This is a genomic window from Alkalinema sp. FACHB-956 (genome assembly GCF_014697025.1).
GTDB lineage: Bacteria > Cyanobacteriota > Cyanobacteriia > Leptolyngbyales > Leptolyngbyaceae > Alkalinema.
Genome location: NZ_JACJRC010000008.1, coordinates 129,766 through 153,018, shown reverse-complemented (window position 1 = coordinate 153,018; position 23,253 = coordinate 129,766). Strand labels below are relative to the sequence as shown.

The 23,253-nt window shown below is 50.0% G+C and carries 19 protein-coding genes and 1 tRNA gene; 11 read left to right on the top strand and 9 right to left on the bottom strand.

Annotated elements, in window-relative coordinates:
* The first annotated feature begins 1,325 nt into the window (after nt 1-1,325).
* Complete coding sequence (locus H6G21_RS11470) at nt 1,326-4,688, top strand: Calx-beta domain-containing protein (protein WP_190573536.1); 3,363 nt, start codon at nt 1,326-1,328, stop codon at nt 4,686-4,688.
* Between the two features lie 86 nt (nt 4,689-4,774).
* Here H6G21_RS11470 and rsmG read toward each other — a convergent pair whose 3' ends face one another.
* Nucleotides 4,775-5,503: a 16S rRNA (guanine(527)-N(7))-methyltransferase RsmG gene (gene rsmG, locus H6G21_RS11465; RefSeq protein ID WP_190573535.1), complete on the bottom strand. Its 729-nt coding sequence runs from the start codon at nt 5,501-5,503 to the stop codon at nt 4,775-4,777.
* Nucleotides 5,504-5,686: 183 nt separating this feature from the next.
* A complete protein-coding gene (locus H6G21_RS11460; protein WP_190573534.1) occupies nt 5,687-6,382 on the bottom strand; it encodes an energy-coupling factor ABC transporter ATP-binding protein in 696 nt (231 codons plus the stop codon).
* A gap of 248 nt (nt 6,383-6,630) precedes the next feature.
* Here H6G21_RS11460 and H6G21_RS11455 point away from each other — a divergent pair, with 248 nt between their 5' ends.
* Together H6G21_RS11455 and H6G21_RS11450 are read left to right on the top strand one after the other, a co-directional pair.
* Nucleotides 6,631-7,629 (top strand): Sll0314/Alr1548 family TPR repeat-containing protein, encoded by a 999-nt coding sequence (locus tag H6G21_RS11455; protein ID WP_242041775.1) that lies wholly within the window; start codon nt 6,631-6,633, stop codon nt 7,627-7,629.
* 215 nt (nt 7,630-7,844) lie between these two features.
* Nucleotides 7,845-8,306: a DUF3531 family protein gene (locus H6G21_RS11450; protein WP_190573533.1), complete on the top strand. Its 462-nt coding sequence runs from the start codon at nt 7,845-7,847 to the stop codon at nt 8,304-8,306.
* Here H6G21_RS11450 and H6G21_RS11445 read toward each other — a convergent pair.
* Together H6G21_RS11445 and H6G21_RS11440 are read right to left on the bottom strand one after the other, a co-directional pair.
* On the bottom strand, nt 8,303-8,593 hold the full coding sequence (locus H6G21_RS11445) for a hypothetical protein (RefSeq protein WP_190573532.1): 291 nt from the start codon (nt 8,591-8,593) through the stop codon (nt 8,303-8,305). The two genes, H6G21_RS11450 and H6G21_RS11445, sit on opposite strands and share 4 nt — an antisense overlap.
* 289 nt (nt 8,594-8,882) lie before the next feature.
* Nucleotides 8,883-9,881: a ribose-phosphate pyrophosphokinase gene (locus H6G21_RS11440; RefSeq protein WP_190573531.1), complete on the bottom strand. Its 999-nt coding sequence runs from the start codon at nt 9,879-9,881 to the stop codon at nt 8,883-8,885.
* Between the two features lie 516 nt (nt 9,882-10,397).
* On the opposite strand from H6G21_RS11440, the gene H6G21_RS11435 reads away from it, so the two are divergent.
* The 4 genes from H6G21_RS11435 to H6G21_RS11420 all read left to right on the top strand — a co-directional run bounded on the left by H6G21_RS11435 (nt 10,398) and on the right by H6G21_RS11420 (nt 14,964).
* Nucleotides 10,398-10,856 (top strand): GatB/YqeY domain-containing protein, encoded by a 459-nt coding sequence (locus H6G21_RS11435; RefSeq protein WP_190573530.1) that lies wholly within the window; start codon nt 10,398-10,400, stop codon nt 10,854-10,856.
* Nucleotides 10,857-11,012: 156 nt separating this feature from the next.
* Nucleotides 11,013-12,935, top strand: a complete 1,923-nt coding sequence (locus tag H6G21_RS11430; RefSeq protein WP_190573529.1) for a serine/threonine-protein kinase — start codon at nt 11,013-11,015, stop codon at nt 12,933-12,935.
* Between the two features lie 180 nt (nt 12,936-13,115).
* Nucleotides 13,116-13,826 carry a dethiobiotin synthase gene (gene bioD, locus H6G21_RS11425; RefSeq protein ID WP_190573528.1) on the top strand — a complete coding sequence of 237 codons (711 nt, stop codon included), beginning with the start codon at nt 13,116-13,118 and terminating at the stop codon, nt 13,824-13,826.
* Between the two features lie 484 nt (nt 13,827-14,310).
* Nucleotides 14,311-14,964, top strand: coding sequence for an exopolysaccharide biosynthesis protein (locus H6G21_RS11420; RefSeq protein WP_242041774.1), 654 nt, complete (start codon nt 14,311-14,313; stop codon nt 14,962-14,964).
* Nucleotides 14,965-15,113: 149 nt separating this feature from the next.
* On the opposite strand, the gene H6G21_RS11415 is transcribed toward H6G21_RS11420, so the two are convergent.
* Nucleotides 15,114-15,794 (bottom strand): hypothetical protein, encoded by a 681-nt coding sequence (locus H6G21_RS11415; protein WP_190573527.1) that lies wholly within the window; start codon nt 15,792-15,794, stop codon nt 15,114-15,116.
* A gap of 373 nt (nt 15,795-16,167) precedes the next feature.
* On the opposite strand from H6G21_RS11415, the gene H6G21_RS11410 reads away from it, so the two are divergent.
* Complete coding sequence (locus H6G21_RS11410; RefSeq protein ID WP_190573526.1) at nt 16,168-16,842, top strand: response regulator transcription factor; 675 nt, start codon at nt 16,168-16,170, stop codon at nt 16,840-16,842.
* Between the two features lie 150 nt (nt 16,843-16,992).
* Here the strand turns inward: H6G21_RS11410 and H6G21_RS11405 are convergent, their stop codons facing one another.
* Nucleotides 16,993-17,991, bottom strand: coding sequence for a vitamin K epoxide reductase family protein (locus tag H6G21_RS11405; protein WP_190573525.1), 999 nt, complete (start codon nt 17,989-17,991; stop codon nt 16,993-16,995).
* A 364-nt stretch (nt 17,992-18,355) separates the two neighbouring features.
* Between H6G21_RS11405 and H6G21_RS11400 the strand changes: the two genes are divergently transcribed.
* Nucleotides 18,356-18,428: transfer RNA gene (locus H6G21_RS11400), tRNA-Phe, on the top strand.
* Between the two features lie 134 nt (nt 18,429-18,562).
* A complete protein-coding gene (rlmD, locus tag H6G21_RS11395) occupies nt 18,563-20,026 on the top strand; it encodes a 23S rRNA (uracil(1939)-C(5))-methyltransferase RlmD (RefSeq protein ID WP_190573524.1) in 1,464 nt (487 codons plus the stop codon).
* Nucleotides 20,027-20,149: 123 nt separating this feature from the next.
* Here rlmD and H6G21_RS11390 read toward each other — a convergent pair whose 3' ends face one another.
* From H6G21_RS11390 to plsY, 3 genes are all read right to left on the bottom strand, one after another.
* Nucleotides 20,150-21,118 (bottom strand): KGK domain-containing protein, encoded by a 969-nt coding sequence (locus H6G21_RS11390; RefSeq protein WP_190573523.1) that lies wholly within the window; start codon nt 21,116-21,118, stop codon nt 20,150-20,152.
* A 67-nt stretch (nt 21,119-21,185) separates the two neighbouring features.
* Nucleotides 21,186-21,311, bottom strand: a complete 126-nt coding sequence (locus tag H6G21_RS26015) for a hypothetical protein (RefSeq protein WP_277875281.1) — start codon at nt 21,309-21,311, stop codon at nt 21,186-21,188.
* 347 nt (nt 21,312-21,658) lie between these two features.
* Entirely contained in the window at nt 21,659-22,426 is a 768-nt protein-coding gene (gene plsY, locus H6G21_RS11385) for a glycerol-3-phosphate 1-O-acyltransferase PlsY (protein WP_190573522.1), read from the bottom strand.
* 219 nt (nt 22,427-22,645) lie between these two features.
* Here plsY and H6G21_RS11380 point away from each other — a divergent pair, with 219 nt between their 5' ends.
* The gene (locus H6G21_RS11380) at nt 22,646-23,218 is read left to right on the top strand and encodes a Uma2 family endonuclease (protein ID WP_190573521.1); all 573 of its coding nucleotides are present in this window, start codon (nt 22,646-22,648) and stop codon (nt 23,216-23,218) included.
* The last annotated feature ends 35 nt before the right edge of the window (nt 23,219-23,253 follow it).

Here is a 23,253-nt window from a genome sequence, read left to right as displayed (position 1 = left end):
CCGGATAAAATTTCAGGTTTTGTGTGAACCGCTAGTTCCTTGGGATAAGGGGGTGTGGATGGGGACTTGTAGACGTGGTCGTCCCTAGAGATTGTGGTTGGATGGAGACTCTGATCAGTAGACACCAGGGTAACTGTCACTGCGATCGTGCAGGGGTGAAATGGCAGATGACTGGCTTCAGGGTTGGCCTTTAGAATCACGACAGAAGTTACTGTTGAGAGATTAGTTTGTTTGAATAGTAACTAAGTTAGCCCTATGACAAAATCAGCCTCCCATAGTGGACAGACAGAAAACTGGCAGTTTCTCAGTGATTTCACGAGGGCTGACCCTGTAGGCTGACAAGCAAGATAAGTCATTCAGAAACAGTCATTCAGACAAGCACAGAAACGTCTACCAGTCATTTCAGATCATTTCAGACCACCGATTGGTGTTGTAACTTCTCGGGGTCTAGCAAGTACGGGTTCTATTCATCATTAGGGTTCTGCCAACATCAGGGGCCTACTAGAAAGCACAGAGGTTTACCGTCATCATTAGGGTTCTACCAACACGTTCCATTCGTTAATTCAATAGGGTGGGTTGTAGTTTGATTGCGGAAATATCTACCGAATCTTGAATTCCAGCAACAAATTGAACCAATCATCCCACCTTGATTGTTTTTGTAAGGTGAAAGAATATGGTCAAGAAAGTTATAAATCCGCATTGTTCCGAGGCAGATTTAAACTTCCCGTCCAGATAATGAAATTCTTGTTATTTAATGAGTGATGTCATGCCTGATAGTAATTTGACAAGATGGATATGCATGGCACGTAACTTAACTTGAATCACCAACACGAGCCAAAACATATATCCGTCAGCATGTACATCAGTCAGAACGTATATCTGCTCAAGCAACTATAAGTCGAGCAACTATAAGTCGAGCAACTATAAGCCAGAATTGCTTAAGCCAGAACCGCTTGAGCCAGAATCGCTATCAGAATGGGTCTCCAGAAATTACTGGTTCCTATTTCTTATCCTACGATTTCTTACCCTATTTCTTTAAGCCTGCCTATTTCTTTAAGTCTACCTATTTCTTTAAGTCTGCTGTGAGTTCATAGTAGTCAAAATTTACTCTGGTACTCATGCTTGAAACAGTCATTCAATTTTAATCTAAATCAATCCAATTGCTAGATTCACAGGAACGCGATTTACTTGCGGTGGACTGATGTTCTAGCAATGGCTGAGCTATGACCAAAATTGTCGGGCTCAGCACAAATCCTAGTGTCTATCTTGCTGCTTTGGCAGTGTATTCCGAGAACAGTTTGCCCCATCTGTTTTGGAGGATTTTTATGATTGCTCATACGCAAATGTTATCCACGCAAATGGCAAATACTGCTACATCTCAGTCTAGAATTTCTCAATCTAGAATTTCTCAATCTAGAATTTCTCAGTCTAGCTCCTGCCAGCCGGTGGTAGCGGAAACTCTTCAGTCCCCCCCTCAACGGGTTTCTCAGCAAGTCAAATCCACGATCGCGTTCATTGATCCGGCAGTAGAAGATTACATCTCGTTATTGAATGGTCTTTTGCCCAATGTTGCTGTGCAACTACTCAATCCCCACAAGGATGGATTTGCACAAATCCTACAAACATTGGTGAGCCATCCGGAATTGACTGAGATTCATGTCTTTGCCCATGGGAGTCCTGGGCAATTATCTCTAGGCGATACGATCGTGATGGCAGAGACCCTCGATCGCTATGCAGGATATTTTTCAGCCATTACAGCCTGTCATCCAGAAGTGCCTCCCAATTGGGTTCTGTACGGCTGTAATGTGGCCCAGGGAGAGGTTGGCCAAGCTTTTCTGCACAAGTTTCAACAGTTGACGGATGCGAACATTGCAGCATCCGTGAGTCCAACCGGCCACGGCGATCGATCGGGGAACTGGCAGTTGGAAACTCGGCTGGGTGCCGTTGCGTTTGACTCAATCCTACATCCAGCAACGATGGCGTCCTATGCTGGGGTATTGGCCTTGGTCACCGTCACCAATACGAATAATAGCGGTGCTGGGTCACTGCGGGAGGCGATCGCCAACGCCAAAACGGGAGATACGATTACCTTTGCTGCTAACTTGGCAAATCAGACCATTACCCTCAGTAGTCAACTGGACATTCCAGCGGGTAAAAACCTCATTATTGATGGTGCGGCGGCAGCGGGCTTGAAAATCAGTGGTAACAATGCCACTCGCATTCTGCAACTCAATTCCAATGTGGATTTTCCCACAAGTTTGACGGTCAAAAATCTTGCGTTGGTCAATGGGTTTACCCGCGATCGCGGGGGTGCAATTACCACGACCCACAAAGCCAAGTTAACCGTTGAAAATGTCACCTTCAGCAATAACACAGCGGATAATGGCGGTGGGGCTATTTACAGCGAGTATGAAGGCAGCCTGACGGTTACAGGCAGCAAATTTACGGGCAACAAAGCAACCGCAGGCAATGATGAACGGGGAGCGGGGGCGATCGGTTTCTTTGGCCCTGGGGCTTTGACGATTACCAATAGCGAATTTACAGGGAACAAAGGTATTAACGGGGGTGCGATCAATAGCCTGAACGGTCAGCTCACGATCGAAAATTCTAAGTTCCTCAATAACGATGTCTCTGCGGCAACGGTGGATAATCGTGCCGGGGCGCTCAACCCGACGCTGCGGGGTTATGGGGGCGCAATCTTCACCGATCGGGCGAATAACAATACCACCATTAAAAACAGCGTCTTTGAAAATAACATTAGTCGATCAGCGGGAGGCGCACTCTATCTATTCAATGATCCGGAAGATGTGGTGACGATCGAAAATTCCAGCTTCAAAAGCAACCAAGCGATCGGTTTGCCGGGGGGTGAAATGGGCGCTGGCGGTGCGATCGACCATGTCCGCAACAGCAAAGGCAGTGGCAGCCTGACTCTGCGCAATACCGCCTTTGTGGACAACTATTCCGCTGGCTCTGGGGGCGGTGTTTGGATTAATCAAACCAACTCCACCATTACCAACACTACATTTTCAGGCAATCGAACCGCTAAAGGGTTGACTGCTGATGACTATGTGAAAAATGGCGGTGCCCTGGCACTGTTTAGCAATGCTTCGGCCAACCTGACCAACGTCACCTTTGCTCTGAACCATGCGGGCTGGGTGGGTGGCGCGATCGTGGCAGCCAGTGACGCCTCCGTCAGTCTCAAAAATACGATTTTCGATCGCAATACCGCTGATAACGGGACGAATCCCTGGAATATCCAACAGCATGTGAACCGCACATTTACCGACCAAGGCGGCAATATTCAATATCCCCCCAGTGATGTGAGTGTGGCCTCGGGAGCGCGATCGGTTGATCCGAAATTGGGCGCATTGCAGCAGTCGGGAAATTTTTGGTTCCATCCGCTCTTGGCGGGTAGTCCAGCCATTAACACTGGCGTATCGGGGGCACCGATTACCGATTTACTCGGCTTCACTCGCGATAGTCAGCCGGATGTGGGCGCAGTCGAATTTGGCAGTGGTGGCTCACCGTTACCCAGTCTGCGGGTCAATGATGTGCAAGTGACTGAAGGCAATTCCGGCGCACAAAATGCAGTTTTTACAGTGACCCTATCGGGAGCTAGCACACAACTCGTTAAAGTCAACTATGCCACGGCCAATAACACGGCCACGGCGGGGTCTGACTACACCAGCACCAGCGGTACCCTTAGCTTTAATCCTGGCGAACTGACGAAAACGATCGCGATTCCTGTCCTAGGTGAGACGGCAGTCGAACCGAATGAGTCGTTCTTCCTCAATCTCAGTGGTGCGAGCAATGCCACGATCGCCGATAGTCAGGGACTGGGAACGATCGTCAATAATGACACGGCCACCACGCTCCCCAGTTTGTCTATCAATAATGTCACTTTGACCGAGGGGAGCCTAGGGACTAAGAATGCAGTGTTTACGGTTAAACTCTCTGCTGTCAGTTCCCAAACAATTAGTGTGAAGTATGCAACGGCTAATGGTACAGCTGCCGCAGGAAGTGACTATACCGCCAAAACAGGTACCTTAAGTTTCAATGCTGGTGAACTTAGCAAGACGATTAGTATTGCAATTACTGGAGATACCCAGGTAGAAGCTAATGAAACCTTCTCGGTTAACCTTAGTAGTCCAACTAATGCAAGTTTAAGTACTAGTAAGGGAATCGCTACTATCACCAATGACGATAGTACTCCCCCCAAGCTTTCGATTAATAATGTACGAATTACTGAAGGTAATGCGGGAACTAAGAATACAGTGTTTACCGTGAGTTTAACCGCTGCAACTAGTAAAACCGTCTCGTTGAGGTATGCAACGGTGAATGGACAAGCGATCGCGGGGAGTGACTATACTGCCATTAGTGGTAACCTCAGCTTTAATCCTGGCGAAACCCGCAAGACCATTAGTGTTCCGATTCGCGGGGATGGGACGGTGGAAGGGGATGAATCCTTCTCTGTCAATTTGACAAACCTGACCAATGCGACCTTTGCCGTTAGTCGCGGTACAGGCACGATCGTCAATGATGATACTGCTACGGCAAAGGTGGTTGGCTCTAGTGCCCTACGATCGACCGCCCTATCGACTAACGCCCTTCTCCAACCTTCTGCTTTACAACAAACGGATCCCTGGGTTGCTAGTGGTGGTGTGCTGCGATCGCCGTTGCAGGTTTAACGAATTGAACCTGCATTCGATGGCTGTATCGCTGCGACGATCGCGCTACCTCACGAATCGAATCAAACAAATCAATCCCATTGAGATTAGCTGAGTGGTTTTTGAGTGGGAATGCCGATCGCCCTGGGAAATTCCGGGGGGGTAGGTTTGATTTTGGCCAGATGTAGACAGGTGCGCTGGCCCTCGCTCAGCGGTGTGACAAAGGTTTCGACTTCGATCAAATCTCCACCCAATTTTTCCGTCGCCCGAATTAAATCTGCTTCTTCCTCCATCGTCCACTGGCCTCGGTAGAGAATGGCCTCACCCCCAACTTTGACCAACGGCAGGGCATACTCCGCGCAAACATTAGCAGCAGCCACCGCTCGCAAGGTTGCCAAATCGTACCGTTCCCGATGGTTAGGATCCTGACCTACCTGCTCTACCCGATCGACCACGCAGTGGATTTGAGTTAAGCCCAGTTCCTGGGTCATTTGTTGTAGAAAGGTAATTTTTTTGCGGGTAGAGTCCAAAAGTGTGATTTGCCAATGGGGACACGCGATCGCGATCGGTACCCCTGGAAAGCCGCCGCCTGTGCCAATGTCAATCATCTCGATCGCTGGAGTTGGATCCTGGAGGTAGTCAATAATGCCACCTAGGGAATCCCACAGGTGCTTTTCCCAAAACTCCGTGGGTTCGGTAATGCGGGTTAAATTCAGCCGTTGGTTTCCAGCCAACAGTGCTTCGTAGAGCCCCTGAAATTGCTCCTGTTGGCGATCGCTAGGGCACCAGTCAAGGGTGGCTTGCCAGAGGTCAAGATTGTGCGGTAGGGCAGTCATGAGCGTGCTGAGGGTCGGAACGAAGGGGTTGAATTCACGTTGAACGAGTGTGCAGTCAGGTTCGCGCAACTTCCCATCATCGCATCTCTGTTCTCGCCCTGCTTGCGAATGTCCAGCAAATGCCTAGCGAATGCCTAGTGAATGCCTAGCAAAGGTCCAACTCAGATCTCACTGATGCCAGCATTACGGCGCGATCGAAGATAAGCCTGAAGCCACGGCAGTTTCTGTAAACTGTTGCCGCAGATCGGCGGGAGCCACCTCCTTCAAATTGCCCTGGGAGATCTGCCAACAGCGATCGGCGATTTCCAGCAATTCCGAGGCATCATGGGAGACGACTAATAACGTCCAATGCTCCTTTAATTTCGCCAAAAGTTTGACCAGTTGCCGTCGCATAGACCAATCCAAGCCAGCCGTTGGTTCATCCAGCAACAGTACATTGGGCTGGCGAATCAGTTGCACCGCCAAGGCTAGACGGCGTTGCTGTCCCCCACTGAGGGCATGGGGCGAAGTTTGCAGCGATAAACGATCGAGTCCTACTTCCGTCAAAGCTTCCCGGATCCGATCGCTACTGAGTTCCGGATGGCCCAAGCGCAATTCTTCTAGAATCGTCCCACCACAAAAATGCCGTTCCGGAAACTGGAAGACCAAGCCGCAGAGTTGCTGCATGTGCAGAAACGTCAACTCCTGTTCCCGCCAGAACATGCTGCCGCTGGTGGGTTCCGCCAAGCCTGCCAGAATTTCCAATAAAGTACTTTTGCCTGAGCCGCTTGGCCCAACGATCAGTCCTAATTGCTGGGTGGGCATGTCCAGGTTGATGGCGTTGAGGATGGGTTGGGGGCAGGCAGTGGGATAGTAGGACAGATCTCGCAGGTATAACATTCCGCTTGGCTGGGGTAGGTATGGTTCAGGATTCCCCTAGTTATGCCCATATTCAGGGTGAAGAAACCTGATTGATGCAAGTTTAGCGAATGATCCCCGAAACCGCCGAATCCTAGGGAACGAATTCTGTTAAAAATCTGGCTTGGGTAAAAATCTGGCTTGGGTAAAAATTTGGCTTGGAACTTCCCACCGAATCCTAGCGTCATCAGTCGCTAGTAGAATGCAGACATCCTCGATCGGATACACCCATGGCAAATCAAATCACAGCTAGACAACGCATGGCTCAACGCACGGCTCAACGCACCCATTCTTCGGGGAATACGTTGGGGGTGAAATCCTTCCCGGTGACACGACGATTGGGCCTGTTGGCGGGTGGTACGGCGTTGCTTTTGGGCTGTTTAACGAATCCTGCCTTGGCGAAGGATCCGTTCCGCACTAGCAATCCCAAACCGATCGGGGATAAAACGGAAGCAGCCTTCAAAGCGATCTTTGAAAAAGGCGATTACAGTCCCAAGACCCTAGAACTGTTAGATCAGGCCGCTGCCAAGGAAGGCAGCGATCCCCTGGTTTATGCCCTCAAATCAACGTTAGCTTTCATGCAACGGGATGGGGGAACCTTTACATCCAACGCCACCCTGACTCGCGAAACCGCAGAAAAGCTGGCAAGTTCCGATCCCCTTCGCGGTAATCTCTACATTGCCGTCGGTAACTTTTTGGAAGCGGCTTCTACGATTAATTCCCAAGGGATGGTGCGGGGTATGCCCACTGCTCTGGGTAAGGTACAGGATGCGTTTAAAAAGTTAGACGAAGCTGAAAAAGTTTCTCCCAACGATCCCGAACTGAACTTGGTGAAAGGCGCAATGGATCTGATGTTGGCGGTGAATGTGAGCTTGCCGCTGTCCAATCCCGATCAAGCGATCGAACGGCTAGAACAAAAAGCAGGGCCAAAATACATTGCCGATCGCAGTTTAGCGTGGGGCTATCGTGACCTGAAAAAATTGGATAAAGCCCTAGCCTCCGTCGATCGGGCCCTGGGTACAACGCCCGATAACCCTGAGGTGCAATACCTCAAGGGGCAAATTCTCTACAAGCAAGGCAAATTCTCAGATAGCATCAAATTCTTTGAACAAGCCCTCAAGAAAGAAAGTCAACTTCCTGCGGGACTTGTCAACCAAATGAAGCGGGAACTGCGCCTCGCCAATCAGCGCGCCCAAGCGGGCCAAAAGCCGGCTGACAAAAAGCCATAGGACTATCTGTTGGTCGATAAATTGGGCGGCATAGAAATCTGGCGGGAAGCCCAGGAACGATCGGGAGTGTGGGAAAATTAATAGCCGAGAGTTCGGTGGCGTTAGATTAGCAGCTAACAGTTCAGTATTCTGAACTAACGTAACTTAACTCACAGATTCACGACTTAGTTTCCCATTTTCTAGTTGATTGCCTGTTTACTTTCAGTATTGATTCTATGCAAGTTGAGTTTCGTGAATTTGACCAGTTCAATCTTTGGATCTGGCTAAAGTTTCCCACAGTGCCTTCTGAAATGGAAAAGCAGTATGTGGAAGAAGTCTTCAGTTCCTGGTTTTATCTTGGCAAGCTAGGTGGCTTTAATGCTGAAAATGTTCAGGTGCAAGAGATTGGACTAGAAATTAGCTATCTGCCCTACGATAACGACCAGGCAGACAATTCCATGATGGCGCTGATGCACAACATGGGGGAATTTGAATACGAAGGGAGTTGGGCTCGCTGTTGGTTTGATTTAGGCACCAGTGATGCCCTCGCGATCGATATTCTAATCAATGCCCTCAACCAACTCAGTCGAGATTTTGTGGGAATTGAACGGCTGGTTGTGGGTGGTGAAAATGAGGATTGGCAAATTCCTGGGAGCAGCCGACCGGAATTTTTGGGTGCAGATAACGATTGGAACTAGCCCTGTGCGCGATCGGGCGATCGAGGGATATCAACGATCGTGCAATCGCGGCATAGCCGAGTAATATCAACGTCCGCTGACAAAGACTGCTTAAGAAATCTGGAAATCAATTCCTGCGGAATGAAGTTGACGCTAGCTATTAATGACATAGCTAAAGTGAGACATTCCTCAGTGGGCGATGCAAATCGCCCATTTTTATTGGGCAGATGGGCTAGGTTATCGCCAATTGATAGCTGCATGATGCCCTGTTGATTGCCAGTGGTGTGGCTACAGCTGTTCCAATTCATCCTTCCTGGATATGCGATTCCTTGAGCAACGAGCCAGTGAGAAGATATTCGCAAAAGCAAAGAAGGTCGCAAAAGCAAAGAAGGTGCACTGACCATTCAGCACACCCTATTGATCGACATTGATCGACCATCAACCTTTCATCGAATCTATCAGGATCAGCAGTCTATTCAGTCGAAAACGATGACATCAGTAGAAAAGAATAAAAACTTCAGTTCAATCGCCGAATCATCTCACAAGTGGCCTAGCTGAACGAATACTGAACATCAGGGGCTAGGGAAGTATTCCACCCTAGCGAAACATACTGCTCACAGAACTGTCTTCGTGAATCCGAGAAATCGTTTCGCCCAAAACATTGGCTACGGACAAAATCGTCAACTGCGGGAATCGTTGATCCTCAGACAGTGGAATCGTATTCGTGACGATCACCTCTTCTAAACAGCCACTCGACAGGCGTTCGATCGCCGGTGGAGAAAACACCGCATGGGTTGCACAAGCATAGACCTGCCGTGCTCCTTGCCGTCGCAGTAGCTTAGCGCCTTCAGTAATCGTGCCAGCGGTATCAATCATGTCATCGACCAGCACCGCAGTCTTACCCCGCACATCGCCCACGACATTCATCACTTCCGCCACATTGTGAGCCTGACGACGTTTGTCAATGATGGCGAGTGGAGCATCCCCTAAACGATTGGCAAAGGCTCGGGCCCGAGCAACCCCGCCGACATCGGGCGAGACAATCACCAAGTCTTCTAGTTTCTTGCTCCTTAGGTAATCAACGATCGTAGGAGCCCCATAGACATGATCCAATGGAATGTCAAAGTAGCCTTGGATTTGAGCAGAGTGTAAGTCCATGGCCAACACGCGATTGGCTCCCGACTTCGTTAGCAAGTTAGCGGCTAACTTCGCTGTAATGGACTCACGACCCGCCGTTTTGCGATCGGCCCGTGCATAGCCGTAGTAAGGCAAAACCGCAGTTACCTGCCGTGCCGAAGCTCGCTTGCAGGCATCAATCATGATCATGAGTTCCATCAAATGATCATTCACTGGACGGCAAGTAGGTTGAATGATGTAAACATCACTCCCCCGAATAGATTCCAAAATCTGGACATAGATTTCGCCATCCGCAAACCGCTTCCGAATCATTGGGCTAAGGTCTATCCCTAAATAACGGGCCACCTCTTGTGCCAACACCGGATTCGCGGATCCCGTTAGTAAACAGAGACGGTTATTGTGAGTATCAACAACAGGAGCAGAAGCAATGGGGAGAGTCAGAGTCGCAGAACTGATCACGTCAAGCCCTCGAACGCATTCACGGCAATCTTATCACTGAGATCAGAGAACATCGTCCCAGATCTTGCTTAAAGACTATCTCACCAATTGCGGCACTTGTGCACAATCACACTAGAAATTTGCAGCCGTGAGACAGTCATGGTCAAAATGGGAACCTTAAGATATTGATTTGCCAAGAAAAATTTGCCAAGAAAATTTGTCAAAAAACGAAACAGCGAATCAAGCAATCGCAAAAAGTGGAAGAAAACACAGGTTAACGAAGACGAGCCAGTAAAATTCGGCAACAGGGTTAAGGTTCCGTCGTTGCTCAAGAAATTTCGCAACCAAGGCTAAATTTGAAACTTATAAACTTGAAACTGATAGTTGAATGACTCAAATCTCTGACAAGGTTGTCAGAGTAGCTGGAGTGACAACTAGAAGTGACAACTAATTGTGCCAAATTTCTCGACGGTCTGCCAATACCATTAGGCAAGAAAATAGTATTTAAACGAGATTGTTTACAAAAGGACGTGTGTAATGGCAAGCCTCATTGACCATATCAGTGAAGAGATTAAATCCGCCATGAAAGCCAAGGAGAAGGTGCGCCTGGAAACCTTGCGCAGCATCAAAAAAGTTCTCCTGGAGAAAGAAGTTAGCGTCCGTCCGTCAGGCCAGCAAACGTTGACAGAAGAGCAAGAAATGGAAGCGTTGATGCAGATAGCAAAGCAGCGACGGGATGCGATCGAACAATACCAAGCGGTGGGTCGGCAGGATTTAGCGGATCAAGAAGCCCAGGAGTTAGCCATCATTGAAGGGTTCCTGCCACAACAATTGACGGATGAAGAAGTGGCGCAAGCGATCGACGCAATCATTGCCCAGGTGGGGGCCACGAGTCCAAAGGATATGGGCAAAGTGATGGGGCCCGCCATGCAGCAACTCAAAGGCAAGGCCGATGGCAAAAAGGTGCAGGCGATCGTGAAAGCAAAGTTGGGTTAAGCTTGATCCCTCAGCATCCTGCCCCCCTGCAAGATATTCCGTCCACCGGAGAAATGTTGGGATTCTCTCGCGTCACATTTTGCTAGGTCGGGTAGACTTGATTAGTTTCAGGATTCATTCCAGAGTACGTTCTACCGTTCAGTCATCGCCAAGACTATGCAACCACCGATTTCGATAGGGACTGTTCTTCAAAGCCGATATCGCTTACTGAGCATCTTGGGCCAAGGCGGTTTTGGGAGAACCTATCTCGCTGAAGATCAAGCTCGCTTTAATGAGCCTTGTGCCTTGAAGGAATTGGTGTTGCCCCAAACGGGGGAGTACGCCTTGGAAAAATCCAAGGAACTATTTCAGCGCGAAGCCCAAATCCTCTACCAGATTCAGCATCCTCAAATTCCGCAATTCCGCGCCATGTTTGAGGAAAATCAGCGATTTTTCCTGGTGCAGGATTATGTGGATGGCAAGACCTATCGCGCCTTGCTGGAAGAACGGAAAAGCCAGGGCTATGTCTTTTCGGAACCGGAAATCATTCAACTGATGCAGCAGGTGTTGCCAGTACTGGCCTATCTCCATGGCAAGGGCATTATCCACCGCGACATTGCGCCAGATAATGTGATTTTGCGGGAACGCGATCGGCTCCCTGTGCTGATTGACTTTGGTGTGGTCAAGGAACTCGCAACGCGGATTCAGGTGCCAGATACGCTGAAACAATCTACCACCGTGGGTAAGCTGGGCTATGCCCCGATCGAGCAGATGCAGACGGGCCGAGCCTACCCTAACAGCGATCTCTATGCCTTGGCGGTGACGGTCGTGGTGCTGTTGACTGGACGGGAACCCCAGGAACTCCTCGATGACAGTACGATGACCTGGCATTGGCAGCGTTGGTGTCAGGTGTCGCCAGCCTTTGCGCAAATTGTGAATCGGATGTTGAGCTATACCCCCAGTCAGCGGTTCCAGTCCGCCCTGGAAGTCCAACAAGCTCTGCAAAACTTGGGTCAACCGGGTACCTATCAAGCCGATCCAAGTCATTTTTCCCCAACGCCTCCCGGCGGTCCCGTGACTCTGCCCGCTCAGCCCCCAACTGCCCAGCCCTCCCAGATGGCAACGGTGGCCATTGGCCGTCCCCCCGAAGGGACTGAATATGCGGGCTCCAATCTGGGTGCCAACGCGGGTCAGCGGCGATCGACCCCGACGAGTTCCCCGACGCGCAGTTCCCTGTGGGATGATCCCTGGTCGGTGGGGCTGATTGGTGTGGGCGTGGTCTCTTTGGTCGGGATTGGCTCCTGGGTCATTGCCCGATCGCTAGGATCCAATTCTCAAAATCAGCCCTCTCCAACCCCAACTGTTACCATTAGCGCGAGTCCTAGTCCCAGCGCCAGCAAAACGCCAAAGCCCAGTCCCAGCCCAACCAATGTGGAGATTAGCCAGCGGGTGGATTTGACGCCAGACAAGCCCGTCACCCGCACAGGCCCTCTCCAAGCCAATCAAACCCTCACCTTTAACTTTGCTGGGAAACAGGGGCAAACCTTGACGGCAGCCCTGGGCGGAGAAGGGGTACTGATGACGATTCTGGGGCCCGATGACCAACCCCTCGATCGGGCAAAACGGGTGCCGTTCTGGGAAGGAGAATTGCCCTTCAATGGCAGCTATGCTGTGCAACTTAAGACGGTCCAAGGTTTGTCGAAATCGGACTTTAAGTTGGAACTGAAGTTGGCCAATCCGATCGTGCCCTCCCCATCTCCATCCGTGTCGCCTTCTCCCAGCACCGATCCAACCCCGCCCTCTGAAGCCGAGGTCAAAACTGAACGAATTTCCTTTTCGCAAGGACAAAGCTCTGCCCAAATTCAAGGTCGCACGGATGGCCGAGTCATTCGCCGCTATCTACTCAGCATCCAATCGGGTCAGGCGCTCAGTATTAACCTCCAAGGCAGTGGAGCTTTCATTGTGCGGCGTCCCGATGGGAGTCCGCTGGAAGGGGGTGGGAAGTCTTGGGAAAATCCTGTGGCCGATACCGGGGACTATCAGATTGATGTTAGCGCCAATGAACCTGCGGAATTTACGTTGACGGTCAGTGTGAGGTAAGGGGGCCATCAATGGTCACTGCTTGGGTGGATCCTCCCATTCAGTGGAGCATTCCCTTTAGTGGGCGGTTGGAGGGCATCGGGAATAAACTCCTCGGGAATAAACTCCGATGTCATGGAAAAGGGATGCTAGCATGATCCCGTACAATGGCGGGTATACGGTGCGAAGGAGAAATTGCGGGTGAATGCACTGTTAATTACGGGAACGGATACCGATGCGGGTAAGACGGTGCTAACCTCTGCGTTAGCGGCCTATTGGCAGCTTTACTGTCAACCCCGATCGCTGGGAATTTTGAAACCGATTCAAACCGGGGTGGGCGATCGTGAGCATTACCAGCGGCTGTTCTCAGCCAGTGCTCACCTCACCCTAGCTAACCCCCTGCAGTTTGCAGCTCCCTTAGCGCCCCCCTTGGCAGCGGATCGAGAAGGCCGATCGATTCCCCTCGATCTCGTCTGGCATACCTATACTCAGCTAGTGCAAAACCATGATTTTGTGCTAGTAGAGGGTCTGGGGGGATTGGGGTCACCCGTTACCCACGAGACCACTGTGGCCGACTTAGCCTGGGATTGGCGACTTTCTGCGGTGCTGGTGGTTCCGGTTAAGCTGGGCGCGATCGGGCAAGCGGTAGCCAATGTCGCTCTGGCAGAACGATCGCGGGTTCACCTGAAAGGGATTGTGCTGAACTGTATCACGCCCGTCACGGCTGATGAAGTCGATCAATGGGCGAACATTGCGCTGATTGAAACGTTGACCCGCTTGCCCGTTTTGGGCGTCTTGCCTCACCTAGAAGATCCGACGAATCTCAACCAGCTTGCCACCATCGCCTCAGATTTGGCCCTTGAGAAATTGCTTCCGCTAGCTAGCTTCAGTTCTTTGACCCCGACGGGTTAGGTCAATGCCTGCCCACAAAGGAATCGCAAGGATCGATCCAGTCTGTTACAAAACTATTGCGAACCGATTTTATTAGGAAAAGAAGGTTACAACAGAAGCAAGATTCCGGAGTAAATTGATTGATCAAGACTACAGATCCGAGCTGTAAATCCGATTTCCTCTAGATCCCCTAGCGCCTGATGGAAGGACTCTGCCAAGAAATCGGAGAAAATTGCTCTGAACGGCTTGCAAGTCTCTTGGTGGAATTCTGCTTCTGGCGTTCTGCTTCTAGAGTTCTGCTTCTTGGCGTTCTGCGTCCCGCAGAGTAGGGAAATTTAGAGAGCCATCACCCCTAGGTTGCAATCAAAAATCGATTTGTTTGGTTTTCGATTTTGGTATTGGTTGAAAGGAAGCTTTTGGTTCGATCGGGTTCTTATATCGTTTTTCGAGAATTTTATTGCGGAATTGACCTGTGTCAGCGGGAATTCTATCCCATAAGGTTCTTTTGCTATCGCGCTCTTTTATCCCTGCCCATATGAAGCTCTCTGTAACCATTCAAGGTTTGCTCGAAGAACATTCAGACACGCCTCTTTCGATTGCAACCTTGTTGGAGCGCACTGGCGAACAGGGATTTGGCATTTTGAGCGGACTTCTCACCCTACCGATGTTGATTCCAGTACCCATTCCATTAGCGGGATTTTCCACCTTAATGGGAGCAGGCACGATCTTGATGGGCTTGCAGTTAGCATTGGGGGCTAAACAGCCTTGGTTACCCCATCGTTTGGCACAGTTGGAAATGTCGCCGAAGTTATCCCAGGGATTACTTAAAAATATTGAACGAGTTCTCTATCCTGTTGAAAAGTTTTCTCAAATGCGATTGGTTCGTGTGAGTCATAACCGGAATATCCGCCGTTTGGTGGGTCTGTGTATGGCTTGGAATGCAACATTAATGGCGCTTCCCTTGCCCATTCCACTGACGAATCTATTACCTGCCTATACGATCGAAGCGTTGGTCATTGGATTATTAGAAGATGATGGATTGCTGATGCTGATTGGGCTAGGCATGACGGCCCTCACAACCGTTTTTTTTGCCAGCATTACGGGTGCAATGTGGATTATCTTTTGCCAAGCGATCGAGTATTTCCATAAACTTTTTTAGGACTTCCAAACCCACTGTTAACTGTCCTATCCATCTACTTGGGTGCTCCAGTGGATTGCTGAGACTTCACAACGGTATGAATCTTTGTGCTTTGACTGAATCTTTTATCCTGCGACTGAATATTGTTTAAACCTTGTGTTCGATCGCGCCTAATTTCGACGAATCACCACTCGATCGTTCTCAACTTCCACAGAACTGGCAGACATTTCAGATGGAAATTGAGGTAAGGTTCGGTTAATTTGGGCTTGGATTTGTTCTGGCGGAACGCCAACGCGCTGGGCAATTTGCTGGAGTGAAAAACTGAGATTGCCCACTTTGACTTGAGTCTCTGGATCAAGTTGAATTTGGCCATGGACAATTCGAGGTTTACCTGAAATCCCGAGATAGATTTGGCGATCTTGAAAGCCTGGAATCCGCTGGATCGTGTCCTGCAGCAGGGCCTTTTCCTGGCGAGATAACTGACTTTGCTGTAACTCCGCGAGGTCAACCACAGCCCCTGCCTGAAGTTGCTGATTCTCTAGTGTGGTATGAACACCTTTAATGGCGGTAGAGGCTTTGACCTGTTGACTGATTTGGCTGATGGTAGCGGCGACGAGAACCTTGACTTCGGCTGGGCTTAAGCTGACGGAGGAATTTTCTGAGTTCAGCGATCGCAGCTTTTGCTCGATGGGTTGGGCCGCCGCTTGGAGGGTGTCTGGTGCAGGGAGGGGGTTTTGGGCTGGATTTTCATACCCAGCGGGCAAACTTGTGGCTTGCTGATAGGCGATCGCGAGCCCAGAACACATCGTTCCCAATAATCCCAACCCAATGAATACCATGCGTTTCATCATGATGCGGATTCCTCAAAACAGGGTTCCAGATGGATACAAGTGCTTCTCTGGGGATTCCCGAGAATGCTTTGGAGGCGCAGCCCTGATGCGTCTAGTTTTGTTATGTATTCTATGTATTCGCTCACTGCGTGTTCGCTGGATGGCGGGCTGGGAAAGTTAATCAATTCCACAATTGTTGGGCGTAATCCGGAGGAAGCATTGCGTTGCCTCAACAGGCCCCTTAACAGTGCCCTTAACAGCGCCCTCAACAGTGAATTGAGCGGGGTTGAATTTTCGATGATTTTCGATTCTAGGTTGTGAATTGGGCATCCTAGCACTACAGAAACAGTGCAACCTTGTTATTCCAACTCTGTCCGATCGAGGACACCTCCGCATGAAAAAAATTCTTGTTGTTGATGATGACACCACGCTCCGGACAGCCCTCAGCCGCTATCTGAGTAAACGGGGCTATTGTGTACAAGATGCCGCTTCTGGGCTGGATGCCCTAGCCCTGTTTGAGCAGGATCCTCCAGACGTGATTGTTTCCGATGTCCTGATGCCCGAAATGGATGGCTACGAATTTTGCCGACGGGTTCGATCGAGCCGGATTGGGCAGCTCCTCCCCTTTATCTTTCTATCGAGTCGGGCAGACATCGAAGATCGGGTTCAGGGCCATTCCATGGGGGCAGATGATTACTTAATCAAACCCTTTGAACCCCGTGAACTGCTCGCCAAGATTGAAGCACAGCTGGAGCGATCGCGCCGAACCCATGCCGAAATTATTCGTCTACTTCAGCAGGTCAGCAACCCACCGGAACCCCAATCCGCTCCCCATCCCCTGCCCTTAACGCCTGCCGAAGAGAAAGTTTTCTGGCAAGTGATCCAAGGCTATACCAATAAGCAAATTGGTGAACACCTCTTTGTCAGTCCCCGCACTGTACAAACCCATCTCAGCAATATTCTCAATAAATTACAACTGGAAAATCGATCGCAGTTAGTTCGCTATGCCTTTGAACATGGCCATAAACCTCCGATCGATCGCACCGTTGCAGAACCGATCGAGCCATAAAAAAGAGCAGAGAAGGAATATCCTCTGCTCCGTTGATTACTGGGGGCTAGTGACTCTGACTTGTTAGGGGTTGCGGTGACTTAAGGTTAGCGACTGAAGAGGTGTGACTGAAGATGCGTGACTGAAGGGGGATGACTTAAGGGGTGCGACTTAAGGTTGACGACAGACACGAAACTCATTCTTAAAATTCTGTGGCCCGGTGTATCCTGAATTTTTCGCTAACTCAGCGAGGGTTTGCCGTCCAGAATAGTATTTGTCACCGACAGACCAAGTGGGAAATCCGGGTGCTTGTCCCGTTTGTTTAGCGGCTGCCTCTAAGGACGTTTTGCAAGTGTTGAGTTGGGCATTTTTTCCACCCTCTCCACATTCCACGTACTCCAATTCCTTCATGGCTTCTTTGCCAAATAACTGCTTTTGTTCGCAGCAGTGAGGACACCAAAAAGCACCATACATTTTGGCTCCAGATTGCTTCAGGTGCTTGGCAAGTTGGACTTCAGATTCGCCCGATGTGGCATCTACCAAGAAATAAACATTCCCCTGGGCATCCCCGATCGTGCCAGCACCGGCGGTCTCCTGTTGTGGAGCATAAATCGCGAGGGTGCTCACCAGCGTCACCATACTGATAATGACGCCCATAAAGGCCAGTTGGCCGCGATCGTCCCAATCCCGTCCCAGCAAGCACAACACAAACATTGCAGTGGCACAGACGGCGGAGAACAGACAGAAGGGACAAATCCCGCCCCACCCCAACGCTCGGCCTCCGAAGACGAATTCCGAGAACATGACATACATCAAGTAGCCACTGAAGACCAGCATGGCCGTTGTGCCTAGAAAGAGAAGTGGCCAAGTGCTATCTTCCAGTTTCTTGCGGGTCGAAAGGCTGTCCTCGCCTTTAAATAGCAGGGGACTGAGGGCCAAAACGGCGATCGCTAAATAAGCGAGTAGTCCAAACAAAGAGAGCGGTTGCCCAAAGACAGTGGCATAGCGGCTAGCTAACACAGCACAGGTTTGGGTTGGACAAGAATCACCCACTGCAAAAAAACGCAGATAGGTGAGGTAGGCCGTATTGAGCACCCCTAAGGTGGCGATGCCCCCAATGATGGGGCGTGACCAGCGGTGGATCCAAGGCGTAGAGCGTCGGCGAATCATAGACTTTTAGACTAGAAATGACCAATCCTAAATAAATTTGGCAAAGGAAGCCTAGCACGTTACCCGATTTCCGGATTCTGCCCCTGCCCTGCATCCCGATCCCAAGGAGTGTTAACGGAACGATTCAAGCAACCTTGTCCGCATTGGGTCAGGATTTAGGCGGAGAGCCTGTAGGCGGAGAACAGAAAAGTGGCAAGCTTTTCCAGAAGTTTGCCTCAAGCTTACTCTAAAACAGCCTGGAATGCCCTCTACAGCGGCTTACCTTTTTGGCTGTCTAAAAAAAGTTTCAGAAATTTTCCGAAAGGGGTTGCAAAACTTGGAAGGGTTTGTTAATTTAATTAAGCGCTCGCAAGAGAGCAAGCAAGCCGGGATAGCTCAGTCGGTAGAGCAGAGGACTGAAAATCCTCGTGTCGGCGGTTCAAGTCCGCCTCCTGGCATTCAAAAAATTAATTGGAGTCACTGATGGTTTGAACATCAGTAACTCGACGTTTCAGTGCATTCACTCTTAAGGTATGGCACTTTAACTCCTAGGTGAGTACTGTCTACCGATCGTTCTTTAGCCGTTTTATTTATGTCCCCTGATTCACCATCTGTGTCCGATCGATCTGGTTCCTGGCAACAGGGGGCGTTGGTTGAAGTCACCATTACGGATTTGAGCGATAGTGGTGATGGCGTGGGTCGGATGGACGATCGGGTAGTGTTTGTGCCGGATACGGTGACGGGCGATCGGGTCAGCGTTCGGTTGTTGCGTGTCAAACCCCAGTACGCCCACGGCAAAGTTCAAGAACTCCTAGAAGCGTCCCCCCACCGGATTCGGCCTAGCTGTATTGTGGCTGATAAGTGTGGCGGGTGTCAGTGGCAGCATGTGAACTATGAGTACCAATTGGAGGCGAAACGTAATCAGGTGCGCCAAGCCTTGCAGCGGATTGGTGGGTTTAGTGAGGTCGAGGTTGATCCCGTCCTGACGATCGGGGCTGCGTTTGACTATCGCAACAAATCGACTTACCCCTTGGGCATCGCAGAGCGGCAAAGTGGGCCAGTGGATCGTTCAGCTCCACCTGCGGATCCCCAGCGGTCGATCGTCCATGGCCGGGTGATTGCGGGCTATTACCAGAAGGGAAGTCACCAGATTGTCAATCTGAACCAATGTCCGATTCAAGACCAACAGTTTAATCCCATTCTGGAAGCGGTTAAGCAGGATATTGGCAAGCGGAAATGGCCGATTTATGACGAGAAAACCCATCAAGGCAATATCCGGCATCTCAGTTTGCGGGTGGGACGGCGCACAGGGGATGTGTTGCTGACGATCGTGGCCAAGGATCGCAAAATTAATGATCTCTGGCCCCAGGCATCGGCTTGGATGCAGCGATTTGGCTTAGTGGGGGTGTGTTTAAATCTCAATCCCGGCAAAACCAATGCCATTTTTGGGCCGGAAACCTTTTGTATTGCGGGGCAAGGGTATTTGGAAGAAACCTTTGCAGACCTGACGTTCCAGATTGGGCCGGATACTTTTTTTCAGGTGTATACCGAGCAGGCGGAAGCGTTACTCCAAGTCGTTCGCCAAGAACTTAATCTGCAAGGGCAGGAAACGATCGTGGATGCCTATTGTGGCATTGGAACTTTGACGTTACCGCTGGCAAAACAGGCGAAACAAGTTATTGGGATTGAGGTGCAAGCGGCGGCGATCGATCAAGCAAAAATCAACGCTGCGAACAATCAGATTGACAATACTGAATTTCATGTGGGAGCGGTGGAAACGGTTTTACCTACCTTGGAGATTCATCCAGAAGTTGTGCTTCTGGATCCCCCTCGGAAGGGCTGCGATGGCGGGGTTCTAGCAACGTTACGTCAATGGCAACCGAACCAAATTGTCTATATCAGTTGTAACCCAGCGACACTGGCACGGGATTTGAAAATTCTCTGTGCAGATGGCTTGTATCAACTGCAACGGGTGCAACCAGCGGATTTCTTTCCCCAGACGCCCCATGTGGAGACGGCAGCGTTTTTAGTGCGATCGGAGGGTGAGTCAACTTAAGTTTTAATGTACTTGAAGGACATCAATCTGATTGCTGTGATTGCCATCAAAAAGCCTCCAAAATCAATTCTGGAGGCTTTTTATCAGGGATAATTTGATGAATTCAGAGGTGTAAACCTGCTGTTAGCTATTACCGTTTTGTAGCAGCATTGCATCCAATTCATTGTTCAAATCCCAAGGGCTGTCTAGATCGTTCACAGAACCGACATCTACTGATTGGCTATCTAGATCAAAGGCCATTTCTACATTTTCTGTGCTGCCGACTTCAGCGTTCATAAATGCAAATTCATCAAGTTCGCTGTTAGTTGCATCAGCCATCATGTCTGCTGAGATTGCAGCTTCAATTTCCATTTCATCATTCATCAAGCCGTCAAACTCTGCACCAATTTCTTCTTCTAGATTGGCACTGAAAACGTCTGCATCTAAATCACTGCCTGCAAAGGCATCTTCGATCGCGGGTGCTTCGACCTCTAACTCAGCCTCTAACTCGGGCTCTAGCAAAGACTCGTCAAACGCCGTTTCCGCATCCATTAAGGACTCATCTAAAGAGACTCCCATGTCCGTGGCATCCGGTGCATCAAAGGCCATTTCAGCGATCGCAGGTTCCCCCAGTTCAGGAATTTCAAATTCAGCTAGCTCAGGTTCAGCGATCGCGTCGTTGGCCATTACGGACAAACTGTCTGAAAAACTGTCTGACAAGCTGTCTTCTGCGGGTTGCGGTACAGGTTGAACGATCGCGGCAGTAGGGGTCGCGGGTGCAGTGGATGCAAGGGGTGTAGCGGCTTGCTGTAATTCCATGGAGGCAGCCATGGGTGCAGTGCTGGGATAGAATTGCAGGCTGAGGTGTAAAGTCCCGCTTTGCCAGTCGGGTGCGCCGGGTTGGAGAACCTCGCAGGGGATGCCTTGCTGGAGCAATGCGGTAATCTCATCAATGGAGAGGGATCCAGACTGCTTCAGGATATTGTCTAATTGACGCAGAAGTGTATGAATTCGCAGGGTGGCATCGTTTTGCAGTAATGCCCCTTTGCCTTGAAAATTCTCAATGTGGATAACGTCTTTGGTAGAAAGCGGGAAATTACCCTGTTGACTCATAGTGGCGGTTCTCCTTAGGCTGTTGGTGTTAAATTGCCCTCGCGAGAGATCCCAATAACCCAATCCACTAAAATTCCGTAATTTCCTCAAAAAACTCAGCAACGATCGCTGCTGAGTAGGTAGCTGTGAAAATATTGCTTTCGACCAGATTTTGCCCGATGAGTAACTCAATTCTTCGATAGAAATTAATCATGACAGATTAATCCGTATCACTCATCCGTGGTTATACGCAAAAATTGCGGTAATTACGGATACATTTTTGGGAAGGTTTAAACAGCCGAGACCCGATGCGGAGATCTGATCTGGGTGACGGATGGGGGTGGGCAACCCAGCGAGAACAGGGGTTGCAGGAAGCGATCGGGTCGCGAAGGATGGATGCGGCTTTAGGCTACTGTGGGTAGGACTTCGACTCGAAGTTGCAGACCTGTGTGGGTGGGCATTGTGATTAATTGTTCGATCGAGAACTGACCGATTTTTGACATCCCCATCTCCTATCCCCCACCTTTATCCGTATCCGCAACTTTAAATAACCCTTCAATCCTAAGTGGATGTTTCAGCATTGTCGTTTGTTTTTTGTCCTATTTTTGGTTCTGTTCCCGCTAGCAATCGCTGAATGTTCGATCGATGCCGCCAAATCACATAAATTCCCCCTGCGATCGCCAACAAACAATAGGCGATCGGCTGCTGAAAGACGAGCATCAAAATCATTGCCCCCAAAGCCGCCGCGATCGAGCTAATGGAAACAATTTTAGTCAGCGCGATTGAAATCAGAAACACTCCAAAGGCACTCAAACCCACGATCGGACTCATCGCCAACAGCACGCCCAAACTGGTTGCCACGGATTTTCCCCCCGTGAACCCCAACCACACCGACTTACTATGGCCCAAAATCGCTAGCAGCCCCGCCCCAACAACGACCCAAGGCGCTGCCAGAGATAACTTCAGGCATTGCATCTGCGGTTCAGGGAATGTGGCATTCACCCCTTGCCCCGCATTAAACGCACTGGTCGCTTCGTTAATGGCTTGCCAACTTGCATCATCTAGCTGACAGGTCGTCTGGGCAAGCCATTTATACAGTCCATAGACCGCACAAACCGCTAAAACCCCCTTCAGAACATCGATCGCCAAAACTGTTGCCCCGGCTTTTTTGCCCAGGGTGCGTAAAACATTGGTGGCCCCCGTCGAACCCGATCCCACTTGGCGGATATCAATACCCTTCAGCCATTTGGCAAATAAATATCCCGTCGGAATCGAACCCAACAAATAAGCAATCACTAAAGTTAAGGCAACCAACAACCAAGCAGTCATGGCAATTCACCAAGTCAGAACAGCATTATTCAATCTAGATAACCGACATCACAGGTTACCCATCAGGTCTCGGCCCCAGCCAATCGTATAGGCCAAGATTGTGAGATAAATTGTCTCACCTTCGGGGCAATTTGCTGGGGATTTCCTCTAAGATTCATCCACTGCCCCTAGGTTAAACTAGAGAATAACCGCGCCTCTCTGCCCTAGGAGATCTCCTCTATGGTTGTCACCATTAATCTCCGTCCGACCCTTGAGTTGACCGATGAACAATTTGAGCAAATTTGTCACCACAACCGTGACCTTAAGTTTGAGCGCACCGCCCGAGGAGGACTCGTTATCATGTCTTTGACCGGCGGCGACACAGGCGAACGTAACGCTGAATTAACTGGACAACTTTGGCTGTGGAATCGGCAAGCCCGATTAGGACATCTCTACGATTCCTCGACGGGGTTTCGGTTGCCGAATGGGGCCATTCGATCGCCGGATGCAGCCTGGATCAGTCAAACCCGCTGGGATGCCCTAACGCCCGAACAACGCCAGAAATGGGTTCCCCTCTGTCCTGATTTTGTGGTGGAGTTGAAATCTCCCTCGGATGAAATTGAAGATTTACGGCTGAAAATGCAGGAATATCTGGACAACGGATCACAACTGGGATGGTTGATTGACCCAGATACGCAAACCGTGGAAATCTACCAAGCCAATTCCCCGATCGCTGTTTTGAGCCAGCCTACGGAACTCTCAGCCCCAGATCTGATGCCGGGATTTGTCTTGAACCTGATGGGGATTTTATAAATCCAACCTGAAAGATCAACGCTGGATACAGCTGT